The sequence below is a fragment of the Streptococcus sp. IsoGale022 genome (genome assembly GCF_031142805.1).
In the GTDB taxonomy this organism is placed as follows: Bacteria; Bacillota; Bacilli; order Lactobacillales; family Streptococcaceae; genus Streptococcus; species Streptococcus sanguinis_A.
The window spans coordinates 1-21,272 of sequence record NZ_JAKZJI010000018.1 but is presented as its reverse complement, the minus strand read 5'-3'; the positions used below and the strand labels follow the sequence as shown (position 1 = coordinate 21,272).

At 44.7% G+C, this 21,272-nt stretch carries 15 protein-coding genes and 1 pseudogene; 13 read left to right on the top strand and 3 right to left on the bottom strand.

The window, feature by feature from the left end:
- The first annotated feature begins 5 nt into the window (after window positions 1-5).
- The 11 genes and pseudogenes from essA (at window position 6) to RG608_RS09190 (ending at window position 13,588) form a co-directional block, all read left to right on the top strand.
- The gene (essA, locus tag RG608_RS09240; RefSeq protein ID WP_002908257.1) at window positions 6-464 is read left to right on the top strand and encodes a type VII secretion protein EssA; all 459 of its coding nucleotides are present in this window, start codon (window positions 6-8) and stop codon (window positions 462-464) included.
- Window position 465: 1 nt separating this feature from the next.
- Entirely contained in the window at window positions 466-705 is a 240-nt protein-coding gene (locus RG608_RS09235; protein ID WP_002894139.1) for an EsaB/YukD family protein, read from the top strand.
- Between the two features lies 1 nt (window position 706).
- Window positions 707-1,966: a type VII secretion protein EssB gene (gene essB, locus RG608_RS09230; RefSeq protein WP_308946886.1), complete on the top strand. Its 1,260-nt coding sequence runs from the start codon at window positions 707-709 to the stop codon at window positions 1,964-1,966.
- Window positions 1,967-1,968: 2 nt separating this feature from the next.
- Complete coding sequence (essC, locus tag RG608_RS09225; protein WP_308946885.1) at window positions 1,969-6,372, top strand: type VII secretion protein EssC; 4,404 nt, start codon at window positions 1,969-1,971, stop codon at window positions 6,370-6,372.
- 15 nt (window positions 6,373-6,387) lie between these two features.
- On the top strand, window positions 6,388-6,756 hold the full coding sequence (locus RG608_RS09220) for a septum formation initiator (protein ID WP_101771991.1): 369 nt from the start codon (window positions 6,388-6,390) through the stop codon (window positions 6,754-6,756).
- A gap of 3 nt (window positions 6,757-6,759) precedes the next feature.
- Window positions 6,760-8,910: a hypothetical protein gene (locus RG608_RS09215; RefSeq protein WP_268687165.1), complete on the top strand. Its 2,151-nt coding sequence runs from the start codon at window positions 6,760-6,762 to the stop codon at window positions 8,908-8,910.
- A 10-nt stretch (window positions 8,911-8,920) separates the two neighbouring features.
- Window positions 8,921-9,928 carry a hypothetical protein gene (locus RG608_RS09210; RefSeq protein ID WP_268687166.1) on the top strand — a complete coding sequence of 336 codons (1,008 nt, stop codon included), beginning with the start codon at window positions 8,921-8,923 and terminating at the stop codon, window positions 9,926-9,928.
- Between the two features lie 2 nt (window positions 9,929-9,930).
- Entirely contained in the window at window positions 9,931-10,311 is a 381-nt protein-coding gene (locus RG608_RS09205) for a WXG100 family type VII secretion target (protein WP_002899634.1), read from the top strand.
- Window positions 10,312-10,521: 210 nt separating this feature from the next.
- Window positions 10,522-10,734: a hypothetical protein gene (locus tag RG608_RS09200; RefSeq protein ID WP_268687167.1), complete on the top strand. Its 213-nt coding sequence runs from the start codon at window positions 10,522-10,524 to the stop codon at window positions 10,732-10,734.
- Between the two features lie 176 nt (window positions 10,735-10,910).
- Window positions 10,911-12,665: an aspartate--tRNA ligase gene (aspS, locus tag RG608_RS09195; protein WP_268687168.1), complete on the top strand. Its 1,755-nt coding sequence runs from the start codon at window positions 10,911-10,913 to the stop codon at window positions 12,663-12,665.
- Window positions 12,652-13,588 (top strand): annotated as a pseudogene (locus tag RG608_RS09190) (YitT family protein). The gene aspS and the pseudogene RG608_RS09190 overlap by 14 nt, the downstream one beginning before the upstream one ends.
- Before the next feature lie 35 nt (window positions 13,589-13,623).
- On the opposite strand, the gene pulA reads toward RG608_RS09190, so the two are convergent.
- Together pulA and RG608_RS09180 are read right to left on the bottom strand one after the other, a co-directional pair.
- On the bottom strand, window positions 13,624-15,702 hold the full coding sequence (pulA, locus tag RG608_RS09185; protein ID WP_308946884.1) for a type I pullulanase: 2,079 nt from the start codon (window positions 15,700-15,702) through the stop codon (window positions 13,624-13,626).
- A gap of 117 nt (window positions 15,703-15,819) precedes the next feature.
- Window positions 15,820-16,803, bottom strand: coding sequence for a LacI family DNA-binding transcriptional regulator (locus RG608_RS09180; protein ID WP_308946882.1), 984 nt, complete (start codon window positions 16,801-16,803; stop codon window positions 15,820-15,822).
- A 435-nt stretch (window positions 16,804-17,238) separates the two neighbouring features.
- Between RG608_RS09180 and malQ the strand changes: the two genes are divergently transcribed.
- Both malQ and glgP read left to right on the top strand, forming a co-directional pair.
- Complete coding sequence (malQ, locus tag RG608_RS09175) at window positions 17,239-18,750, top strand: 4-alpha-glucanotransferase (RefSeq protein ID WP_268687172.1); 1,512 nt, start codon at window positions 17,239-17,241, stop codon at window positions 18,748-18,750.
- Between the two features lie 32 nt (window positions 18,751-18,782).
- On the top strand, window positions 18,783-21,044 hold the full coding sequence (glgP, locus tag RG608_RS09170) for a glycogen/starch/alpha-glucan family phosphorylase (RefSeq protein ID WP_268687173.1): 2,262 nt from the start codon (window positions 18,783-18,785) through the stop codon (window positions 21,042-21,044).
- A 152-nt stretch (window positions 21,045-21,196) separates the two neighbouring features.
- Here the strand turns inward: glgP and RG608_RS09165 are convergent.
- Window positions 21,197-21,272 (bottom strand): IS3 family transposase (locus tag RG608_RS09165; RefSeq protein WP_308946906.1); only part of this gene is annotated, 76 nt, incomplete at its 5' end.

Below are 21,272 nucleotides of genomic sequence, written 5' to 3'. Positions count from 1 at the left end.
AGAGTATGAAAAGAATTCTGTTTTTATTCCTACTCCTAAGTTCGTTTGCGGTGACGGCTGTTGCCGCAGATGAGCTTAAGGATAATCGTCTGCAGATAGATAATTCGCGGATTGAAAAAGAGCAAGAACTGAACTTTGGTGCACAATCGGAAGGCACCAAGTCTCTTTTCGTTGCTGAGAATCAGGAAAAAATTCAGGAAATGAAGCAGTATCAAAATAAACAGTTGGCCACAGAAGCGGGACAACTGTTTTCTGCTATACAAGGGCCGACGGATATTTACCATTCCAAGGAGCTTTTTCAGCCAGGAACGGAAAAATTGTCCAAGCTGCAGACGAGTTTGAAGAGCGATGAGGAGAGCAGTTGGGATGACTTTCTGCCAGGAGTGGTCTACTTTGTAGCAGCCATGCTCTTGGTCAGTATGACTGTTTTTGTCAGCTATCGTATCAGTAAGGGAGAAGTATAACATGGAAGGACATATCAACATCACCCTCCGTTTGCGGGATAAGGACGTGGATATTCGCATCCCTAAGCGGATTGAGGTCCGTCGCTTCATTCGGGAGATTGATCAGATTTTCAATATCGAAGGAAAGCGCCATAAGTATCAGCTGCGGATTATTAACAAGGGGTTGATACTGGATGAGGGCAAGGTTTTGGCTGATTATCCAGTCACAACGGGAGATTTAGTAGAGATTGAGGAGATTTAAGGTGACTGAGGAAAAATTTGTATTTGCTGAACAAGAGTTTATCTATGAAAAAAATGACAAGAATTGGAGTCTGACGCTCAAGCGTTCGGATGTGGCAACGCAGGATTTGCGGGAGCTCTTGCTTTTGGACCTGCATCATCCACTTTTCTTGGAGCAGGAGACTAAGGCCGACCATGATAGTGTCTATTTCACCTATCAGATTGAGCCTTTGGGGCTGTCCAAGGAAGAGATTGAAAAGCGCACGATTTCTGAGCGGATTCGTCTGGCTCTCAATGTTTTTGCTCTAGAAGCGGCACTGGAGTTACCGGTGACTTTTTTGCTGCATCCAATTAATCTCTTTATTACCAAGGATGCGCAGGTTAAGATTGCTTATCGCGGAGTTCCAGGTATTATGACACCTCAGTCTATTTCTCGGGAGGACTTCTTGCGTCAGGCTAAGTGCTTTGCGGTGACGCTCTTTGCAGATCTGGACTTTATGGAGCTTTACAAGGGTTCGTTGGAGCTAGAAACTCTTCCGGATTTCCTAGTGGAGCTGCGTGAGGCTGATAGTCTGGAAGATGCGGTTGCTGTTTTGGAGAAATCCTATCAGGAAAAGGCCGCAGAAGAAGCAGAGAAGCAGACACTGGTTTCCAAGCGCCAGCATAAAATTTTCAAACTGGCGACCATCTGGCTGACTGCAGCTGTTGTGATTTTGGCCATTCCTTTGATTTACTTAATTTTCATACAAAATCCTTTCAAGGAAAAGCTGTTACAGGCGGATACTGCCTTTATCAAAGTGGACTACAGTAAAGTCATCGATGAGCTGGAAGGAATCTCTCCTAAGAGCCTACCGAATACACAGAAATATGAACTGGCCTACTCTTATATCCAGGGGCTAGAGTTTTCCGATGATCAGCGTAAGGTCATCCTGAACAATGTCACACTAAAATCAGATGATTTGTATCTCAATTACTGGATTCAAGTTGGACGTAATGATTTTGAAGATGCTTTGGACACAGCCAAACGGATTAATGACTCAGATCTGATCATCTATGCCTTGACGCAGGAGATGAAAAAGGTGCGTGAGGACGATAGTTTGTCTGGTAAGGATCGGGAGACTAAGCTTGAGTCCTTGGAAGGTGAGTATAAGAAATACTGGGATAGCCGCAAGGAGCTTTTGACTGGTGATTCTAGCTCAAGCGCTTCTAGCGAGGAAGGTTCTTCAGGAGCAAACTCTTCCTCCAGCAGTGAAGGGTCATCCAGCAGTAGCGCGAAGGAGTAAGTATGGGCAAGACAATCATCATCTATACAGACCATCTGCGCTATGAGCTGCAGCTGACAGAGGACAAGAAAGTTCTCCTAGCAGCGAGTGAGAAGGCTCAGCTTTACCTGCCTCATCAGGAGACTCCTATCCAGCTTCAGCTAGCTGAAGGTCAAGTCTTTTATCAGATGGGGGAAGAAACGGGTGTCGTAACTGACGGTATGGCCTTGGGTAATCTGACCTTGTATCAATCTGATTCAGAACCGGCTGTTTATGACCTACTGGACAGAAAAGAGTTACTCATCAGCGACCAGAAGGGGGCAGCCATCAGTCTGGAAGCGCCTTTGGAGTTGCTCTTGAAGCGAACGAATGATTCTTGGCTTTTGACCAAGATGCGAGGTCAAGTCTACCTCAATCACGTTGAGTGGACGGGCGACCAAATCCAGCTGGAAGCCGGCGACGAGCTGAGCTTGGAAGGTATCTGCCTCAAGGTCTATCCAGAAGAAATCTGGGTGACGGGTCTAGCTACGGTCAGTTCTAACCTGACCTTACGGGGCGCTTCTCGCCATGGTTTCTATCCAGACTATCCAGACTATCACCGCTCACCGCGGATTATCTATCGGAGTTCAGAGGACAAGATTCAGATTGCTCCGCCAAGCAAGGAGCCTCAAAAGCCTAATGATGAGCTCTTGAGACTGATTGTGCCGCCACTCCTTATGGTTGGGGTGACGGTGCTGATTACACTGGTTCAGCCGCGGGGGATTTATATCCTCGTTACAGTTACTATGTCAATCGCCAGTGCTATCTTTTCGGTGCGCGGTTTCTTCAAAAACCGCAAGAAGTTCAAGGAAGACAAGAAGGAACGCATCGATCTTTACCACCTCTATCTGAAAGACAAGGCTATTGAGCTGAACAAGCTGGAACGTGAGCAGCGTGATGGGATGCTTTACCATTTCCCAAACATTAACGAATTAACGGGTCTGGTGACAGACTACAGCCACCGCATCTACGAGAAGACACCGCTGCACTTTGACTTTCTCTACTATCGCTTGGGGCTTGGACAGGTGCCAACCTCTTATAAGCTGACCTACGGTCAAGAAGAGCGGAGCGGAAAGAAAGATGCGCTGGAAGAGGAGGGCTATGCTCTCTACACTCGGCATAAGAAAATCCCCGACCTTCCTATCGTGGCTAATCTCAGCCATGGGCCGGTCGGTTATATCGGTCCGCGCAATCTGGTCCTGGAACAGCTCCAGCTCTTGGTCATGCAGTTGGCAGTATTTCACTCCTACCACGATGTGCAGGTGATTACCATCATGCCAGAGGAGGAGCGCGATCAGTGGGATTGGCTGCGCTGGCTGCCGCATGCGACTCTGCAAGAGCTGAACGTCCGCGGCTTTGTCTATAACCAACGGACGCACGATCAGGTTCTAAACAGTCTCAACCAAATCCTGAAACTACGCAAGGCTCAGAAGGAAGAAGCAACCCGGCAGGAAACGACCCTCTACAGTCCTCACTATGTGGTCTTGGTCACGGATGAAAAGCTGATTCTCGACCATATCATCATGGAGTTCTTCACAGAGGATCCGACTGACCTGGGCTGCTCACTCATCTTCGTTCAGGATGTGATGAGCTCTCTGTCTGAAAATATCAAGACAGTTGTCAATATCAAGGACCGCAATACTGGTCAGCTGGTCATGGAAGAGGGAATCCTCAGAGAGATTGACTTCCGACTGGATCATTTCCCAGAAGGCTATGACAAGGAGCGCATCGCTCGGACCTTGGCGCCGCTCAATCACCTGCAGAATCTCAAGAGCTCAATCCCTGATACGGTCACCTTTATGGAGATGTATGGGGCTGAGACCTTCTCGGACCTGCAAGTCTTGCAAAAGTGGCAACAGAATGCGCCTTATAAGAGCTTGGCAGTACCTATCGGCTTGCGGGGGAAAGAAGACCTGGTCTACCTTAACCTGCATGAAAAGGCTCACGGACCGCACGGGCTGATTGCCGGAACAACGGGATCTGGGAAGTCGGAGACTATCCAGTCCTATATCCTGAGTCTGGCTGTCAACTTCCACCCACACGATGTGGCTTTTCTCCTCATCGACTACAAGGGTGGGGGAATGGCCAATCTCTTCAAGAACCTGCCCCATCTTTTGGGAACCATTACCAACTTGGACGGGGCCCAATCCATGCGGGCGCTGGCTTCCATCAATGCGGAGATTCACCGCCGGGAGCGGCTCTTCAGAGAGTTTGAAGTCAATCATATCAACCAATATCAAAAGAAATTTAAGAACGGGGAAGCAACTGAACCCCTGCCCCATCTCTTCCTCATCTCGGATGAGTTCGCAGAGCTCAAGGTCAACCAGCCTGACTTTATCAAGGAGCTGGTATCTATCGCTCGGGTCGGGCGTTCCCTCGGGGTCCACTTGATCCTGGCTACTCAGAAGCCCTCTGGGGTGGTGGATGACCAGATCTGGTCCAACTCCCGCTTTAAGTTGGCGCTCAAGGTGGCAGACCGGACGGACTCGATGGAAATGCTTAAGACGCCAGATGCGGCGGAGATCACCCAGACTGGCCGGGCCTATCTGCAGGTCGGCAATAATGAAGTCTATGAACTCTTCCAGTCAGCTTGGTCAGGGGCAGACTACCAGCCGGATAAGGACGAGATGGGAATCGAAGACCATACCATCTACCTGATCAATGACCTGGGCCAATACGAAGTGCTCAATCAAGACCTGTCAGGTCTTGATCTAGCAGAAGATATCAAGGAAGTACCGACAGAGCTGGAGGCTATTGTCAGTCAGATCCAATTGCTGACAGAGAGCCAGCAGATTCCTCCAGTACCGCAGCCTTGGCTGCCGCCGCTTAAAGAGCGGATGACCCTACAGGAGCTGGAACCGATCCAACCGCAGGAAGCATGGGAGCAAAAGAAGCCTGTCTCCGTCCTTCTGGGAATGGCAGATATTCCGCAGGCACAGAAGCAAGAGCCTGTCTCTGTCAATCTGTCTAAGGATGGACATATCCTGCTCTACGGAAGTCCCGGTACGGGGAAGACAACCTTCCTGCAGAGTGCTGCCATGGACTTGGCTCGCAAGTTCAGTCCCAAAGATGTCACGCTCTACCTGATGGACTTCGGGACCAATGGTCTGGCACCACTAGGGCAATTACCGCAGGTGGCCGATACCCTGCTTTTGGATCAGACGGAGAAGATTGCCAAGTTTGTTCGCATCATGGAGCGGGAGCTCAACCGGCGTAAGAAGCTCTTGTCCGACTATGGCGTAGGGACCTTGGAGCTTTACCGTCAGGCTAGCGGTCAGGAAGAGCCGGCTATCGTTATCCTACTGGACAGCTATGAGTCCATGAAGGAAGAGGCTTATGAAGCGGAACTCTTCAAGCTCTTGGTGCGGATCTCCCGTGAAGGTCTCAGCATCGGTGTTCACCTCCTGGTGACAGCGGGCCGTCAGTCTAACCTTCGGGCGCAGTTCTATGCCAACTTCAAGCACCAGCTGAGTCTGCCGCAGAATGATGTGGGAGAAGTTCGCTCCATCGTGGGCTCTACCCCTCTTGCGGCCACCATGGAAGACATCAAGGGTCGGGCGCTCATGAAGCGTGACGAGGTTGATGTCATCCAGCTGGCTTTGCCAGTAGCGGGTGCCAATGATGCGCAAGTCCTCAACAACCTACGCCAAGAAGTCGCTTCTCTCCAAGAAGCTTGGACCGGACAGCGACCAAGTGCTATTCCAATGGTACCTGAGGAGTTGACGGAGGCAGACTTCTATAGCCGGGCTAGCGTCCAAGCAGCTTATAAGCAGGGCTTGGTACCACTAGGACTGGATATGGAGACGGTTGAACCAATTACTTGGAATATATCCAAGGGTAATCTTCTCTACTTAACAGATCGTCAGGAGTACATGATGGACTTTGTTAATCAATTGACTCACGGTAAACAAAAAGTTATTGTTTTTGCACCAAAACATCATGGCCTTCAAATAGAGAACGGAGTAGATTATATAACACAGGAAGAGGAATATATGGCAGCATTGGATACTATAAAAGATAGAATCGAGGGGCGTTTAGAGCGTCGGGCATATGAACATGTAGCTACAGTTGTCATTTATGATTGGGTGAACCTAGCACAAGAACTGAGTTTATCTAATCAAAATAAGCTCCTCTATGTGTTAGAAAAAGGTGCAAGAGTCGGCTATGCTTCTATTGTTATTAGTGATAGCAATCTTTCAAGACAAATTGATGAAGTATCTAGATTAGTAAAAACTTATAAACAGTCTCTTATGGGCATACGATTCAATGACCAAACGATTGTGACAGCAACAAATAAACCTCCAATGAGAGAAGGGGCCCTTGATACACAGATTCACTATTACACAGTGGATAGTTTAACGAGAAAATTAAAAGTATTGATGAAATAAGAAGGGAAGAAAACTATGGGAAAAGCAGCCATACAAGCACAAATCAATGGTTTGAATGAAGCATTGAGAGGTCTAAATGCAGAAATTGCAGAATTAGAAGAAGCAACTAAAACTCTATCTGGCGTCTCAATTGATTTTGAATATGTACTGGGTGACGCTGAATCAATTGAAGAGGAGTATAACTTAGGTGGAGAAAAGTATGAAGAATTAGCAACTCAAGAAAAAAGTACAGTAGATGCTGTAAAAAAGAATTTTCAAGGCCATAAAGATACAATGTTATCGCAGTTAGTTGCCAAGACGCTTTCAAAAGCAGCAGAAGCAGCTGGGCTTAGCGCAAAGATTAGTATATTGGAAGTTCAAAAATCACTTACGAAGGAGAATTAAGCGATGTCAGAAGTTATTGAAGTAAAAGATGTTCCAGGACTTGGAACTTATAGCGTATCTATTAGTTCCTATGCGGAAGCTGTCCAGTCAGCAGGAGATCAAACTCAACGCAACTTTACAGACAAAATTCAAGGGAGTCATGCTGATGCTATCCAAGCTTTCCTATCCCGTTTAAATACACTTCAGAGTCAGGTCTTTGATCAGGTGCCAGAAACGTTAAAGAAGTACAGTACAATTGTGAGTACTTTTGAGGGAACTGTCAAAGGAGCTGGTTTTACCAGTCGTGCTAAAACCTCAGGTGATGGTATAAATAGTGTTGCTTCTAAGATTGAAACGGATCAAATTACAGAGATTGACACGACGAAAACATCATTGAAGTCTGCTCTTGATAAAGCAGCAGAGGTATTAGGGGTTGAGTCACCAGACGTTGTTACACCCACTACAACAGCAACAACTGAATTAACTCAGAGTGTTACTAATCGTAAGACTGCTCACCAGCAGCTTGATCAAGGTAATACAGCTTTTAAATCAGAATTGGAAAATATAAAGGCAACACTAGAGGTCTATATTAGAGTCGTTCAGAATGCGAAGGCTTTTGCTTCAGCTAATGCAACCTACCTGTTTGATCAAATCAAGCAAGGACATCTTACTGCTGAAAATATGTACTATACAGCTTTAATACAAAACGATGCTGACATAGAAGTTTTAAAAATTGTATTGGAAGATCGGCTTCAAGATATTGGCCAAATCAATGACGAAAAGGTTACCTCTGGTGGTTATCGTATCTTAGGCGAGGAAGTATTAAATTGGATGGAAGCAGGTGACTTTGATGAATATGATAAACATGGGAAAATTATAAAAAAAGGTCGAATGAATATTCTATTTGGGGCTTTAGGAAAAGTCCCTCAGGAGCGCACTCAGCGTATCTTAAGGGGGATGTTATTTGCAGGAGATGAGCATGCTGAAGATGTTCGTAAATTGCAGGAAGCGGAATACAATGAGTATGGGAAAGCTAGCTTGGATTCTGATAGAATGATAGCATTAGATAACGAAATGATGAGAGTTAATCGGTACAATGGCTTCATAAAGACCCTAATTGCTATTAATTATGGTCAAATCAAAGTTAAAATCCCGTCTAGTAAATTTCACCTAAATGAGGCTGATCAAGAGGCAATTGTTGATGATGATATCAAAATTTGGCAGGATGGTAAAGAAATTGTTGTTAAACGTTCTGGTTGGCTTGGCTCCTTCAATGGGTCACCACTTCCTTCTTATGAACATAGTGCACGGTCGGCCGAAACTATATATACTAGTAAGTTTAATACTAGTTATGCAGGTCAAGTAGGTAGTGAAGTAGAAAAAAGACTGACAGACCTTGAACGTGAACGTCAAGCAGCAAAAGTTTCTTATATGAAATCTATGGCTAGTGGTTTATTAATTCTGGGAGCAGCAGCGTCTAATGGTGTCGTACCAGTCCCAGCAGTTGTTGGGGTAGCTTCTGTTGTAAGTAAATTGTTTTTAGATAGACCACTTCATGCAGGGTTAGATGCTTTAGATAAGTCTGGCTTTTCCTTATTTAAAAGAGGTGCTCACCAAAATTCAGCGCAGGCTGGATTAAATCACAACCAAGGTTTTGCGGCCGCTGCTTCTGCAATTGATTTGATGCAGGCTCACGCCAAATATAAAGTACAACAGCAGATTCTAGATGATAAGGAAAAGGTAGAATTTGCAAACCTACGCAACAGTATTATTGGCAAAGGTGGTTGGGCCTTAGAGGCAAATGGGCAAACAGTTATGACTGGTACCGAAAATTATCATGATTTCCGTGCATATAAGCGTATTGAGGAATTGGATAATCTTGGTGTGACAGGTTATTTGAAAGAGAATGGGATTCCTCTAAAAGCTTATAGTGAAAAATTAAATGACCTAAAAATTGATAATGAGATCAAGAATTATCTCTTGGGAGGGGCGCCAGATGATGAAAAAGGTAAAGTGTCCATCGAACAAATGAATTATAAACAATTAAAGCAGTTAGAAACTGGAATTCATGCTATACAAGATGCAGATGTTACAGATAAACGCGAATCTATTGACGGATTTGAGAGCTTTACTGCTTATCTCAATAATGCATATCAGCCATCAGTTATTAAATAGGGAGGAAGATATGAGCAAAAGAAATAAGAGTTTTCGTATTCTAATTTTTCTATCATTAATAAGCTTCTCAGTTTTTGCTATTTGGTATTTATATCAAAAAAATGCGAAAGAATTTCAAGAAAAATACGGACAGTTTACGTATTATTCTCCTGAATATGAACCTGTTTATAGCTTTCTTGAAAACGATAAGGCTATTGCTTATAACTGGAATGTTGTAAATTCTGAAGAACAGGAAAATATGAAAAAAGCAAAATCATATATAGTAGATCCTGATTATGATGTTATAAGAGAGTTTGACTCTGGATATTTCGTCAATAGTTACATGAAGCTCAAAGCTAATCCAAATCTATTGAATAAAGATGAATTTAATCGAAATATTCCTCAAAAAGGGGAATATTGGAAGTTGGCAGTCTACAAATTCCAGAATAAAAAATTAAAAAAGAGAGAATTTGATGTTTTTGAGATGGTACGTAATTACGACTCTGATTTGATTCCGATAAAAATACGTTCAGATATTATAGCGGACTCAAACACTCAAAAGTATTATGCAGTAATCTATTTAAGACAGAAGTCAACTGATAAAAAAAAGGCATATTGTATTAATCTAGATGAAGGGAGAATTGTTTCAGATAAGGGAATTAATCCATATAGAGATCTTCCTAATAATTTTACGATCTTCACTAATTTTGCTGAACGTATGGAAAAAAGAGGTGTCGCACTTCATTTAACATGGATGTCTCTAGAAAATTCTTATTCAGAAAAACAATTTGAGAATTCACTTCTATCAAGTAAATATCCCCAAGTATATAAGATTATGCATGAAAAAGATGCTTGTATTGCTTTCTTAAATAAAGAAACCGATGTCGAATTAGTAAAAAACGTGACCGAACTCTTCTTTCCGCCAGGAACGAATGTATTTGAGAATGTAACTATCCCAGCTGAATATTCAGTAGATGGGCAGGAACATGTCATTAATTCAGCGGAAGAATTACAAAAATACTATAAGGAAGGAGAATAAGCATGGGAGAAAAATTAATCGATGCTGATAAAATAGAAGGACTTAAAGTCCGTTATAGTACTATGGAGCACTACATGAGAGAGGATACAGATAGTCTAGTGAAATCTTCTGCTTCAGACGCATTTCGTGAGGCAACGGCTAAGGCAAAGGAGATGGCCAAGGATTTGACTGAAACAGTAGATGCTCTAGATGAATTTCTTAACTCTGCTGCAAGGGAATTTCGGGCTATGGATCATAATATTGCTAGCGTGATTGGGGGAGAAAAGCTAGCTACTTTTACTAATAGTGAGAAAGGAAAAGTAGCAGCATATAATGGACTCAGTGGTCAGGATAAGAAACAAATGGAATTCAGCCGTAGTAAATATAGTGACTATCCGTATTAGCAAAATATCTTACTTTTCCGCCTTAATTACTGCTATTCTATAAAGCTTTTATATGCTTTAGAAGAGTAATATTTTTTGTAGAAAGTTTACTTCTCTAAACTTTTGAGAACTCTGTACTTTTTATTTCTTTCGTTAAACTACGATTATCAAAAAAATGAATTTCTATATCCATCCCTCTTATGCTATAATAGTCTATAGAAAGTCGAGGGAATGATGAAGAAAATATTATTGGTGGCTCTGGTGCAGGGTTTGGCTATCTTCGTGATTACAGGTCTGCTTTGTTATTTTATGCGGGGGGATTTTTTCTTCCGTGCTTTGGCGCCGATCTTTGGTTTGGCAGCGGGAGGGTTTCGCTTCGTGACGGCCATGGTGACAAAAGCATTTGCGCCTAATATCTATGAGGATCGCAAGAAAGGGGACTAATAAATAGAGCACACAGTGCACAGTAGGTCTGGGGTCTTCGCCTCAGGCCTTTTGTCATAAATGTCAGCAATAGTCATGTAGAGCTTTAATATTTTTCAGAAAAAGAACGGACAGAAGGGCTTTCTTAGGCGCTTTGTGGTAAAATAGTAACAGAATTAAAAATTTGGAGAGTAAAGATGAAACGTTCTATGTATGCTGGGCGTGTTCGCAAGGAGCATGTTGGTCAGGAAGTCACTTTGAAGGGCTGGGTTGCCCGCCGTCGGGATTTGGGCGGTCTGATTTTCATTGATTTGCGAGACCGCGAAGGCATTATGCAGCTGGTCATCAATCCTGAGACTGTGGCTGCAGAGGTTATGGCGACCGCAGAAAGCCTGCGCAGTGAGTTTGTGCTGGAGGTGACAGGCAAGGTGGCAGCGCGTGAGCAAGCCAATGACAAGCTGGCGACAGGAAGCGTGGAGCTGCATGTGGAAAGTCTGAATGTCTTAAATATAGCCAAGACGACTCCTTTTGAAATTAAAGACGGCATCGAGGTGAATGACGATACGCGCTTGCGCTACCGTTATCTGGACTTGCGACGGCCAGAGATGCTGGGGAACTTCAAGCTTCGTGCCAAGGTCACTCACTCTATCCGTAACTATCTAGATGAGTTGGAGTTCCTTGATGTGGAGACACCTTTCCTGTCCAAGTCAACGCCAGAAGGGGCGCGTGATTACTTGGTGCCTAGTCGGGTTCATCAGGGCCATTTTTATGCCCTACCGCAGAGTCCGCAGATTACCAAGCAGCTCTTGATGAATGCTGGTTTTGATCGTTATTATCAGATTGTTAAATGCTTCCGTGACGAGGACTTGCGCGGTGACCGTCAGCCAGAGTTTACTCAGGTAGACTTGGAGACTTCTTTCTTGTCTGATCAGGAGATTCAGGACATTACAGAAGGCTTGATTGCTCGTGTCATGAAGGAAACTAAGGGCATTGACGTTAAGCTGCCTTTCCCACGTATGAAGTATGATGATGCTATGGCTCTTTATGGGGTTGATAAGCCTGATACACGCTTTGAAATGTTGTTGCAAGACTTGACAGAGGTTGTCAAGGGAGTTGACTTCAAGGTCTTTTCAGAAGCTCCAGCTGTCAAGGCTATCGTAGTGAAAAATGCTGGAGATAAATACTCTCGGAAGGACATCGACAAGCTGACAGAGCAAGCAAAACAGCATGGTGCCAAGGGTCTTGCTTGGGTGAAAGTGGTTGATGGTGAGCTGACTGGCCCAGTAGCCAAGTTCTTGACAGACTTGACAAGTCAGTTGACAGAATCTTTACAGCTTGAAAATAATGATTTAGTTCTCTTTGTAGCTGATACTTTAGAAGTGGCAAACGCTGCTTTGGGAGCTCTTCGTGTTCGTTTGGCCAAAGAGCTGGACTTGATTGCCCCAGATACATTTAACTACCTTTGGGTGGTGGACTGGCCTATGTTTGAATGGTCAGAAGAAGAGGGCCGCTACATGAGTGCCCACCATCCTTTCACCCTGCCTCAGAAAGATTCTGAGCAAGAGCTGGAAGGCGATCTGAGCAAGGTACGGGCTGTGGCTTATGATATCGTCCTCAATGGTTATGAGCTAGGTGGTGGAAGTCTTCGGATTAACCAGAAAGACTTGCAGGAGCGGATGTTCAAGGCGCTTGGTTTCTCAGCTCAAGAAGCTGCTGAGCAGTTTGGCTTCCTTCTGGAGGCTATGGACTATGGCTTTCCACCGCATGGCGGCTTGGCTCTGGGCTTGGACCGCTTTGTGATGTTACTGGCTGGTGAAGAAAATATCCGCGAAGTTATTGCCTTTCCGAAAAATAACAAGGCTTCTGATCCAATGACACAGGCACCTAGCCCAGTGTCGGTCGCTCAACTAGAGGAATTAAGTTTACAAGTGGAAGCACATGAAGAAGACTAATTTTTACAAACTCTTTCGCTATTATGTCCGCAGGTTTGCTTATAATTTTAAGATTTTGCGGTCCTTAAAGAGTATCTCGCGTGAGAAGTACGATGAGAAGATTTCTGCCTCGCTTGTCTATGGCTTTTTGTCAGCTGTCGCAGTCAATTTCTTCTTTCAGCCGGGGCATGTTTATTCCAGCGGTGCGACTGGTCTGGCCCAGGTCATTACTGCCCTCAGCACTCGTTTCTTAGGTTTTACCATTCCGGTTTCTGTGACTTTTTACGCTATCAATATTCCGCTGATGATTCTGGCCTGGTACCAGATTGGGCATAAGTTTACCATTTTCACCTTTATCACGGTTACCATGAGCTCGCTCTTTATCCAGTTTGTGCCGGAAGTGACCTTGACTGATAATCCTATTATCAACGCTCTTTTCGGCGGTGTGGTCATGGGAGCAGGGATTGGCTTTGCCCTTAAGTCCAGTATTTCCAGCGGTGGGACTGATATTGTCAGTCTGACTGTTCGGAAAAAAAACAGGTCGGAATGTCGGGAATATTTCTTTGATTGTCAATGGAATTATTATGCTGATTGCGGGTTTGACCTTTGGCTGGGAATATGCGCTTTACTCTATGATTACTATTTTTGTGTCTAGCCGGGTGACGGATGCTGTCTTTACCAAGCAGAAGCGCATGCAGGCTATGATTATCACCAGCCATCCGGATAGGGTGATTGATAAGATTCATAACAAGCTGCACCGCGGGGCGACAGTTATCCATGGGGCAGAAGGAACTTACAATCATGAACAAAAAGCTGTTCTGGTGACGGTTATCACCCGAGCTGAGTTTAATGAATTCAAGCAAATCATGAAGCATACAGATCCAACTGCCTTCGTCTCCGTCGCAGACAATGTCCATATCTTGGGACTCTTTGTTGAGGAGTGAAATAGTACATAAAAAAAGAGACCTAGTCTCTTTTTTTATGATTTCAACACAATCAACTGCTTACCAGCTAGGCTGTAACTGTCAGCTAGCGGTGCGATTGGTTTTTGGGCATCAATTGCTGGGTATTGGAGGTGTAGCTTCTGCTTGTTTTTGTTTTCGTAGACAGCCTCTTGGTTGCCAAAGTTGATGACGATTGTCATACTTTCTTTGCTGTCTTGAATCTTGTACTCCAATAAACTGTCTGACAGCCAGTTGACCTGACAGGCTTGCTTGATGGCGGTGCTGGTCTTTAGATGCAGCAGCGTATGTGCCCTGCGAAAGGCAATCAGCTTTTTGACAAAAGCGATGTCTTCTGTGTAATGCAGGGAGCGCAGCCAGTCTAGCTTATTGATCTCGTCGGGCATATTGTAGGTGTTGTCAATCAGATTTTTAGTCCGGAAAAATTCCTGACCGCTGTGGATAAAGGGCACACCTTGAGCCAGCAGGACGAGATGGAGAGCTAGCCGCGAATTGGACAGCCGATCCCTCAGAGTGATAGCAGGATTGACGATATCAAAGTAATCAAAAACCGTCGCATTGTCATGACACTCGACATAATTAATGGCCTGCTGGGGCGCAGTGAAATGAGCCTCACCTTTTAGACCAACATTGGCTGTCAGGACATTTTCAAGCTGACTGGCAGGAGTCTTGCTCTCGATTTGTCGGCCTTGGGCGATGGTCTGTTTGAGACTGTCACGGAAATGGTCACTGAAAAATCCATAATCCGGAAGTTGGGCAGCATTGTACTGATGGGCTAATCGCTCACTTGCCAGTCCAGTATCCATCTGCCAGCCTTCACCATAGAGATAGATATTAGGATAGAGTGCCTTGAGCTCGTTGGCTATCTGCTGCATGGTTTGGATATCTAAAATCCCCATCAGATCAAAGCGGAAGCCGTCAAAGCCATAGAGGCTGACCCATTGCTTGACCGACTGCTTGATATAGCGGCGGACCATGGCCTTCTCACTGGCTACATCATTACCGCAGAAGGTTCCGTTGGTCCGGTAGCCCATGTCATTGAGCCGGAAAAAATAGCCGGGCACGATTTTTTCAAAAGCATAGCTGTTGGCGTCATAAACATGATTGTAGACCACATCCATGATGACGCTGATATCAGCATTGTGGTAGGCAGTAATGGCCGCCTGCAGTTCTAAGATGCGGGCATAGGGGTCTCGTGGGTCGCTGGCAAAACTGCCATCTGGGACATTGTACTGGACAGGATCGTAGCCCCAGTTGTAGACAAGCTCTGGATGCTTTTCATCAACGCTGCCAAAATCGTAGACAGGCATAAGCTGCACATGGCTGATACCTAGCTCTTTAAGATAGTCCAGACCGAACTTCTGACCGTGGACGACTGGAGATTCGCTTAGCGAGGCAAACTTCCCAGGATAGGAGAAGCCAGCTTCTTTCTGCATAGAGAAATCTCGGACGCTCATTTCATAAATGACGGCTTCTGTCGGATTCAGCTGTGTTTTCGCTCGTTTGATAGGCTTTTTAATCTTGTCTAGATTGATGACATAGCTGTTGCCCGAATTGACATCTGAGGATAGGGCGTAGGGATCGTGGACTTCAATCCACTTGCCATTGATCTTATGGAGATAAGAATAGGAGGCTCCCTCTAAATCTCCCTCAATCCGTGTATGCCAGACTCCCCTATCCAGACGTTTGAGGTGATGAACCTGGTCTTTCAGATGTAGGAGGACTTTTTCAGAAATAGGTGCCCAGAGTTTGAAATCGGTGGCTTGGGGACTGTATTGAGCTCCCAAATCGTCGCCCGCATAGTCAAAAATCTCATCGAAAATAGGCTTTTTCACGATATGGCGGTACTGCAGGTCGGTATGGTTGCGGTCTTGGTCATAGACCTTGTAGGACTGCGTCAGGTCAATGGGCTCATTAGCCGATACAGTGTAGATAATCCGCTCTTCCTGATTGTTGATGTTTTTGATGGTTAAGGGGCTAGAGCTGTGCTTGTCTTCCAGTGTAAAGTGGATGGAGTAGGCTTCAAAGCTCTTTTCCAGTTCGATAGTGATGATATTTTCGTCATCTAAATAGGCTTGAAAAATACGAAAGGCCATGTTTTTCCTCTTTCTTTGTCAGTTTCTCTTCGGGTAATTGTTTTGAGTTTAGGCTTTTCCCTAGGGTGGGACAAGGCTGATATGTGAATCGTTGATAAATGAGCAAAAGCACTCGGATTAGCGAGTGCTGATGCTATGCGGAATCAGCTGGCGATAGCAGATTTGCTTGTCTTCTTTATTGTCCTTGATGATTTGGAAGAGGGTCCGGAAAGACTCTTTCCCAAGCTCGAGGGCATTGATATCGATATAGGCATCCACATCAATGCGTGGTTTGATAGAATCAAAGGTGACAATGGGAATCTGGTAGTCCTGATCTTTGAGATAGTGCAGGGCTCCTTCTGCTACTAGAGTATCGGAGGTTACGATGGCTTCAATCTCATCCAACGGCAGTTCCTCCATAATCTTGTAACTGTTGTCTTCCAGAAGGAAACCGAAGGCGAATTTGATAATGCGTTCATCCAAAGGCTGTTCTGCTTCATTCAGAGCTTGCTTGTAGCCTGTGTAACGATCCTGGGAAACGACCAGCTCCTTATTCCCGGCCAGAAAGGCGATTTTTCGATAGCCCATGTCAAGGAAGTATCTGGTCGCGTCATAGCCAGCCTTGATATTGTCGTTGTCCACTAGAGAGATGAAAGGTGAGACAGCTTTCCCAAGGATAAGGAAAGGGAAGTTATTTCTGACTGCAAAGTCGACCAAAGGATCGTCCTGCTTAGAATAAAGAAAAATCAGTCCGCCTACTCGTTTTCCTAAAATCATCTGCTTCAGATTTTCCAAGCGATGCGCTTCATCTTGCCCTGTGCTGATCTGGATGGCATAGTCATAGTCAGAAGCAATCTGAGAAATCCCTCGCAATACAGTTGGGAAGAAAGGATTTTGATAGAAGACATCTGAGTCGTCCGGCAGGACCAAGCCGATGACCTGGCTAGACTGGCTGACCAGACTTCTGGCATTGAGATTGGGATGATAGTCCAGCTCCTTCATAGCAGCACGGACACGTTTTTTAGTTTCTTCACTGATGGTTGATTTATTTTGCACGACGCGGGTCACGGTAGAGGGGGATACGCCTGCTAGTTTTGCGACTTCTTTGATAGTAACTCGCATAAAAACCTCCTAAAGGCCTGCATTTGCTGGAAATCATTTCTATAACATCAACTATTTTGAATCTACTAGTAGAAGCACTTACTTTCTAAGAGTCATGCAAACCTATGCCAAAAATAGCTATCGCAACCAGTGATTTTGCTTAACTATTGTGGTCAAAAAAGCAAGTATGAAGCAGTTTCTCCGCAAACGCAAACGTTTTCTGTTTGTAAGAACATTTTAACACAAAAAGAGAACGCTTGCAAGAAGAGAAAAACGTTAAACAATTGGGGCAGTAGGGAAGTCCTAAAAAAGCCCTAGAGCCTTTAAGAAATAAATTAAAAAAATATTCAAAACCCCTTGCACTAAAAAAAAAAATAGGTTATAATCAAGTCGACGCAAACGTTTGCATTAAGTAAAAATGAAAAGGCGTAGAGGAAAAAATAACGAGGTGATAAAATGAAAAAACGTCAAAGCGGCGTGCTCATGCACATTTCATCCCTTCCGGGCAAGTACGGTATCGGATCTTTTGGCCAAAGTGCTTATGATTTTGTAGACTTCTTGGTTCGCACCAAGCAGCGCTATTGGCAGATTTTGCCACTGGGAACTACCAGTTATGGTGATTCTCCTTATCAGTCTTTCTCTGCTTTTGCTGGGAATACCTACTTTATCGATTTTGATATTCTGATAGAAGAAGGTTTGTTGGACGAGGCGGATGTTAAGGGAGCTGATTTCGGAGATGATCCTAGAAAAGTGGATTATGCAAAGATTTTCGATGCTCGCCGTCCAATCATGGAAAAAGCAGTAGCTCGCTTCTTGAAAGCAGACGATCTGTCTGACTATGAGAGCTTTGTGGAGCAAAATGCAGCTTGGCTGGAAGTTTTCGCTGAGTACATGGCTATCAAAGAGCATTTTGATAATCTAGCTTGGACTGAGTGGCCGGATGAAGCGATCCGTCGCCGTGAGGCTGCTAGTCTCGCTTCTTATCGTGAGAAGTTGGCTGACAAGCTGACCTACCATCGTGTGACTCAGTATCTCTTCTTTAAGCAGTGGTTAAAATTAAAAGCCTATGCTAATGAACATCACATCGAGATTGTCGGTGATATGCCAATCTATGTGGCAGCTGACAGTGCTGATGTGTGGGCACAGCCGCACTTCTTTAAGACAGATGCTGTTGGCAAACCGACCTGTGTGGCAGGCTGTCCGCCAGATGAATTTTCAGAGACTGGCCAGCTTTGGGGCAATCCTATCTATGACTGGGAAGCTATGGACAAAGATGGCTATGCTTGGTGGATTGAGCGTCTGCGTGAAAGCTTCAAGATTTACGATATTGTCCGTATCGACCACTTCCGCGGCTTTGAGTCTTACTGGGAAGTACCTGCCGGCTCAGAAACATCTGCTTCTGGTAAGTGGGTCAAAGGTCCAGACTACAAACTCTTTGCAGCAGTTAAGGAAGCTTTGGGTGATTTGAATATCATCGCAGAAGACCTAGGCTTTATGACGGACGAAGTGATCGAACTGCGCGAGCGCACTGGTTTCCCAGGAATGAAGATCTTGCAATTTGCCTTCAATCCTGATGATGAAAGCATCGACAGTCCGCATCTGGCGCCAAACAACTCAGTCATGTATACAGGAACCCATGATAACAATACTGTTTTGGGCTGGTACAAGGATGAGATTGACGACGCTACTCGCCAGTACATGGCACAGTACACCAACCGCAAGGAGTACGAAACAGTACCTCATGCAATGCTGCGCACAATCTTTGCTTCAGTCAGCTTTATGGCCATTGCGACCATGCAAGACCTGCTGGAATTAGACAGTGCAGCACGGATGAACTATCCATCCACAATTGGTGGCAACTGGACTTGGCGGATGACAGCTGAAGAGTTGAATCCAATTGTCGAAGGTGAGCTTTATAGCTTGACTAAGACTTACCGTCGTATGAATACCGATTTAATTAACAAATAAAGAATAGCTAACTAGACTTGAAAGGAGTAATCATGTCAAACTTACAAACTTATATCAAAAATACTTATTCAAAAAATCTTGCTGATTGCAGCAATGAAGAACTTTATCTGGCTCTTTTGAACTACACTAAATTAGCCAGCGCTCAAAAGCCAGTCAATACTGGTAAGAAAAAACTCTACTATATTTCAGCAGAGTTTCTGATCGGTAAACTCTTGTCTAACAACTTGATCAACCTTGGGCTTTACGACGATGTGAAGCAAGAACTGGCAGATGCCGGTAAAGACTTGATCGAGGTAGAAGAAGTTGAGTTGGAGCCGTCTCTGGGTAACGGAGGCTTGGGCCGTCTGGCTGCCTGCTTCCTGGACTCTATTGCGACACTTGGTCTTAATGGTGATGGTGTAGGACTGAATTACCACTTTGGTCTCTTCCAGCAGGTTTTGAAAAACAACGAACAGACAACTATTCCTAACTTCTGGCTGACTGAGCAAAACTGGTTGGTTCGCTCTAGCCGCAGCTACCAAGTGCCATTTGCTCACTTCACTCTGACATCTACTCTTTATGATATTGATGTGCCAGGCTACAAGACAGAAACTAAGAACCGTCTTCGTCTCTTTGATTTGGACTCAGTGGATGCAGATATCATTACAGACGGTATTGACTTTGATAAGACAGATATCGCTCGCAACTTGACCCTCTTCCTCTATCCAGATGATAGTGACAAGCAAGGGGAATTGCTCCGTATCTTCCAGCAATACTTCATGGTTTCAAATGGTGCTCAGCTGATTATTGACGAAGCGATTGAAAAAGGCAGCAACCTGCACGACTTGGCAGACTATGCTGTCATCCAAATCAATGATACCCACCCATCTCTGGTTATCCCAGAAATGATTCGTCTCTTGACTGAACGTGGTTTGGATCTGGATGAAGCAATTGCAATCGTACAGAAGATGACTGCTTATACAAATCACACGATTCTGGCAGAAGCTCTTGAAAAATGGCCTCTGGAATTCTTGAAAGAAGTAGTACCGCACCTGGTGCCTATCATCAAAGAGCTTGACAAGCGCGTTAAGGCCAAATACGCAGATCCAGCAGTGCAAATCATTGATGAGGACGATCGTGTGCACATGGCGCACATGGATATCCACTACGGATACAGTGTCAATGGGGTTGCCGCTCTGCATACAGAAATCCTGAAAAACTCTGAGCTCAAGGCCTTCTACGATATCTACCCTGAAAAATTCAATAACAAGACCAACGGTATTACTTTCCGCCGCTGGCTCATGCATGCCAACCCACGCCTGTCTCATTATTTGGATGAGTTGCTGGGCCGCGACTGGCACCATGATGCAACTAAGCTCGAAGGCTTGTTGGAATTCACTGGCGCTGCAAATGTCAAAGAAAAATTGGAAGGTATCAAGGCTCATAACAAGCGTAAATTGGCTCGTCACTTGAAGGAAGCACAAGGCGTGGAAATCAATCCAGAATCTATCTTTGATATCCAAATCAAGCGTCTGCATGAGTACAAGCGCCAACAAATGAACGCTCTCTACGTTATCCACAAGTATCTGGACATCAAGGCTGGTAACATCCCTGCTCGTCCAATCACTGTCTTCTTCGGTGGGAAGGCTGCTCCTGCTTACACAATTGCACAGGACATCATCCACCTTATCCTTTGCTTGTCAGAAGTGATTGCTAATGACCCTCAAGTGGCTCCACACCTGCAAGTAGTTATGGTAGAAAACTACAATGTTACAGCGTCTAGCTTCTTGATTGCAGCTGGTGACATTTCTGAGCAGATTTCCCTGGCTTCTAAGGAAGCATCTGGTACTGGTAACATGAAGTTCATGCTTAACGGTGCTTTGACTCTTGGTACTATGGACGGAGCGAACGTTGAGATTGCAGAGTTGGTCGGCGAAGACAACATCTACATCTTCGGTGAAGATTCTGAGACTGTTATTGACCTCTACGCAAAATCTGCTTACAAGTCTAGTGAGTACTATGCACGTGAAGCTATCAAGCCATTGGTTGACTTTATCATCAGCGATGAAGTATTGGCTGTTGGTAAAGCTGAACGCTTGGAACGTCTTTACAATGAACTGATCAGCAAGGACTGGTTCATGACCCTGCTGGATCTAGAAGACTATATCCAAGTCAAAGAGCGCATGCTGGCTGACTATGAAGACCGCGATGCTTGGATGGACAAAGTTATCGTCAATATTGCCAAAGCTGGCTTCTTCTCATCTGACCGTACTATCGCTCAATACGAAGAAGAAGTATGGCACTTGAACAGCTAATATTCTTTGAATCAAAAAAGCCGAGACAGCAGTGTTTCGGCTTTGATTTTTGAATAAAATATGTGGATAGGGATTTAGCTATTGTGTGGGCTTCTGAAAAGGTGAAAGCCTCTTGGTCTTTGTACTGACCCCAAAAAGTTAGACAAAAAATATTAGTGAAAGGATTTAGTTCTGTACTGCACAGGGCTAAGTCCTTTTAGTTTAGTTTTGATCCGTTTGTTGTTGTAG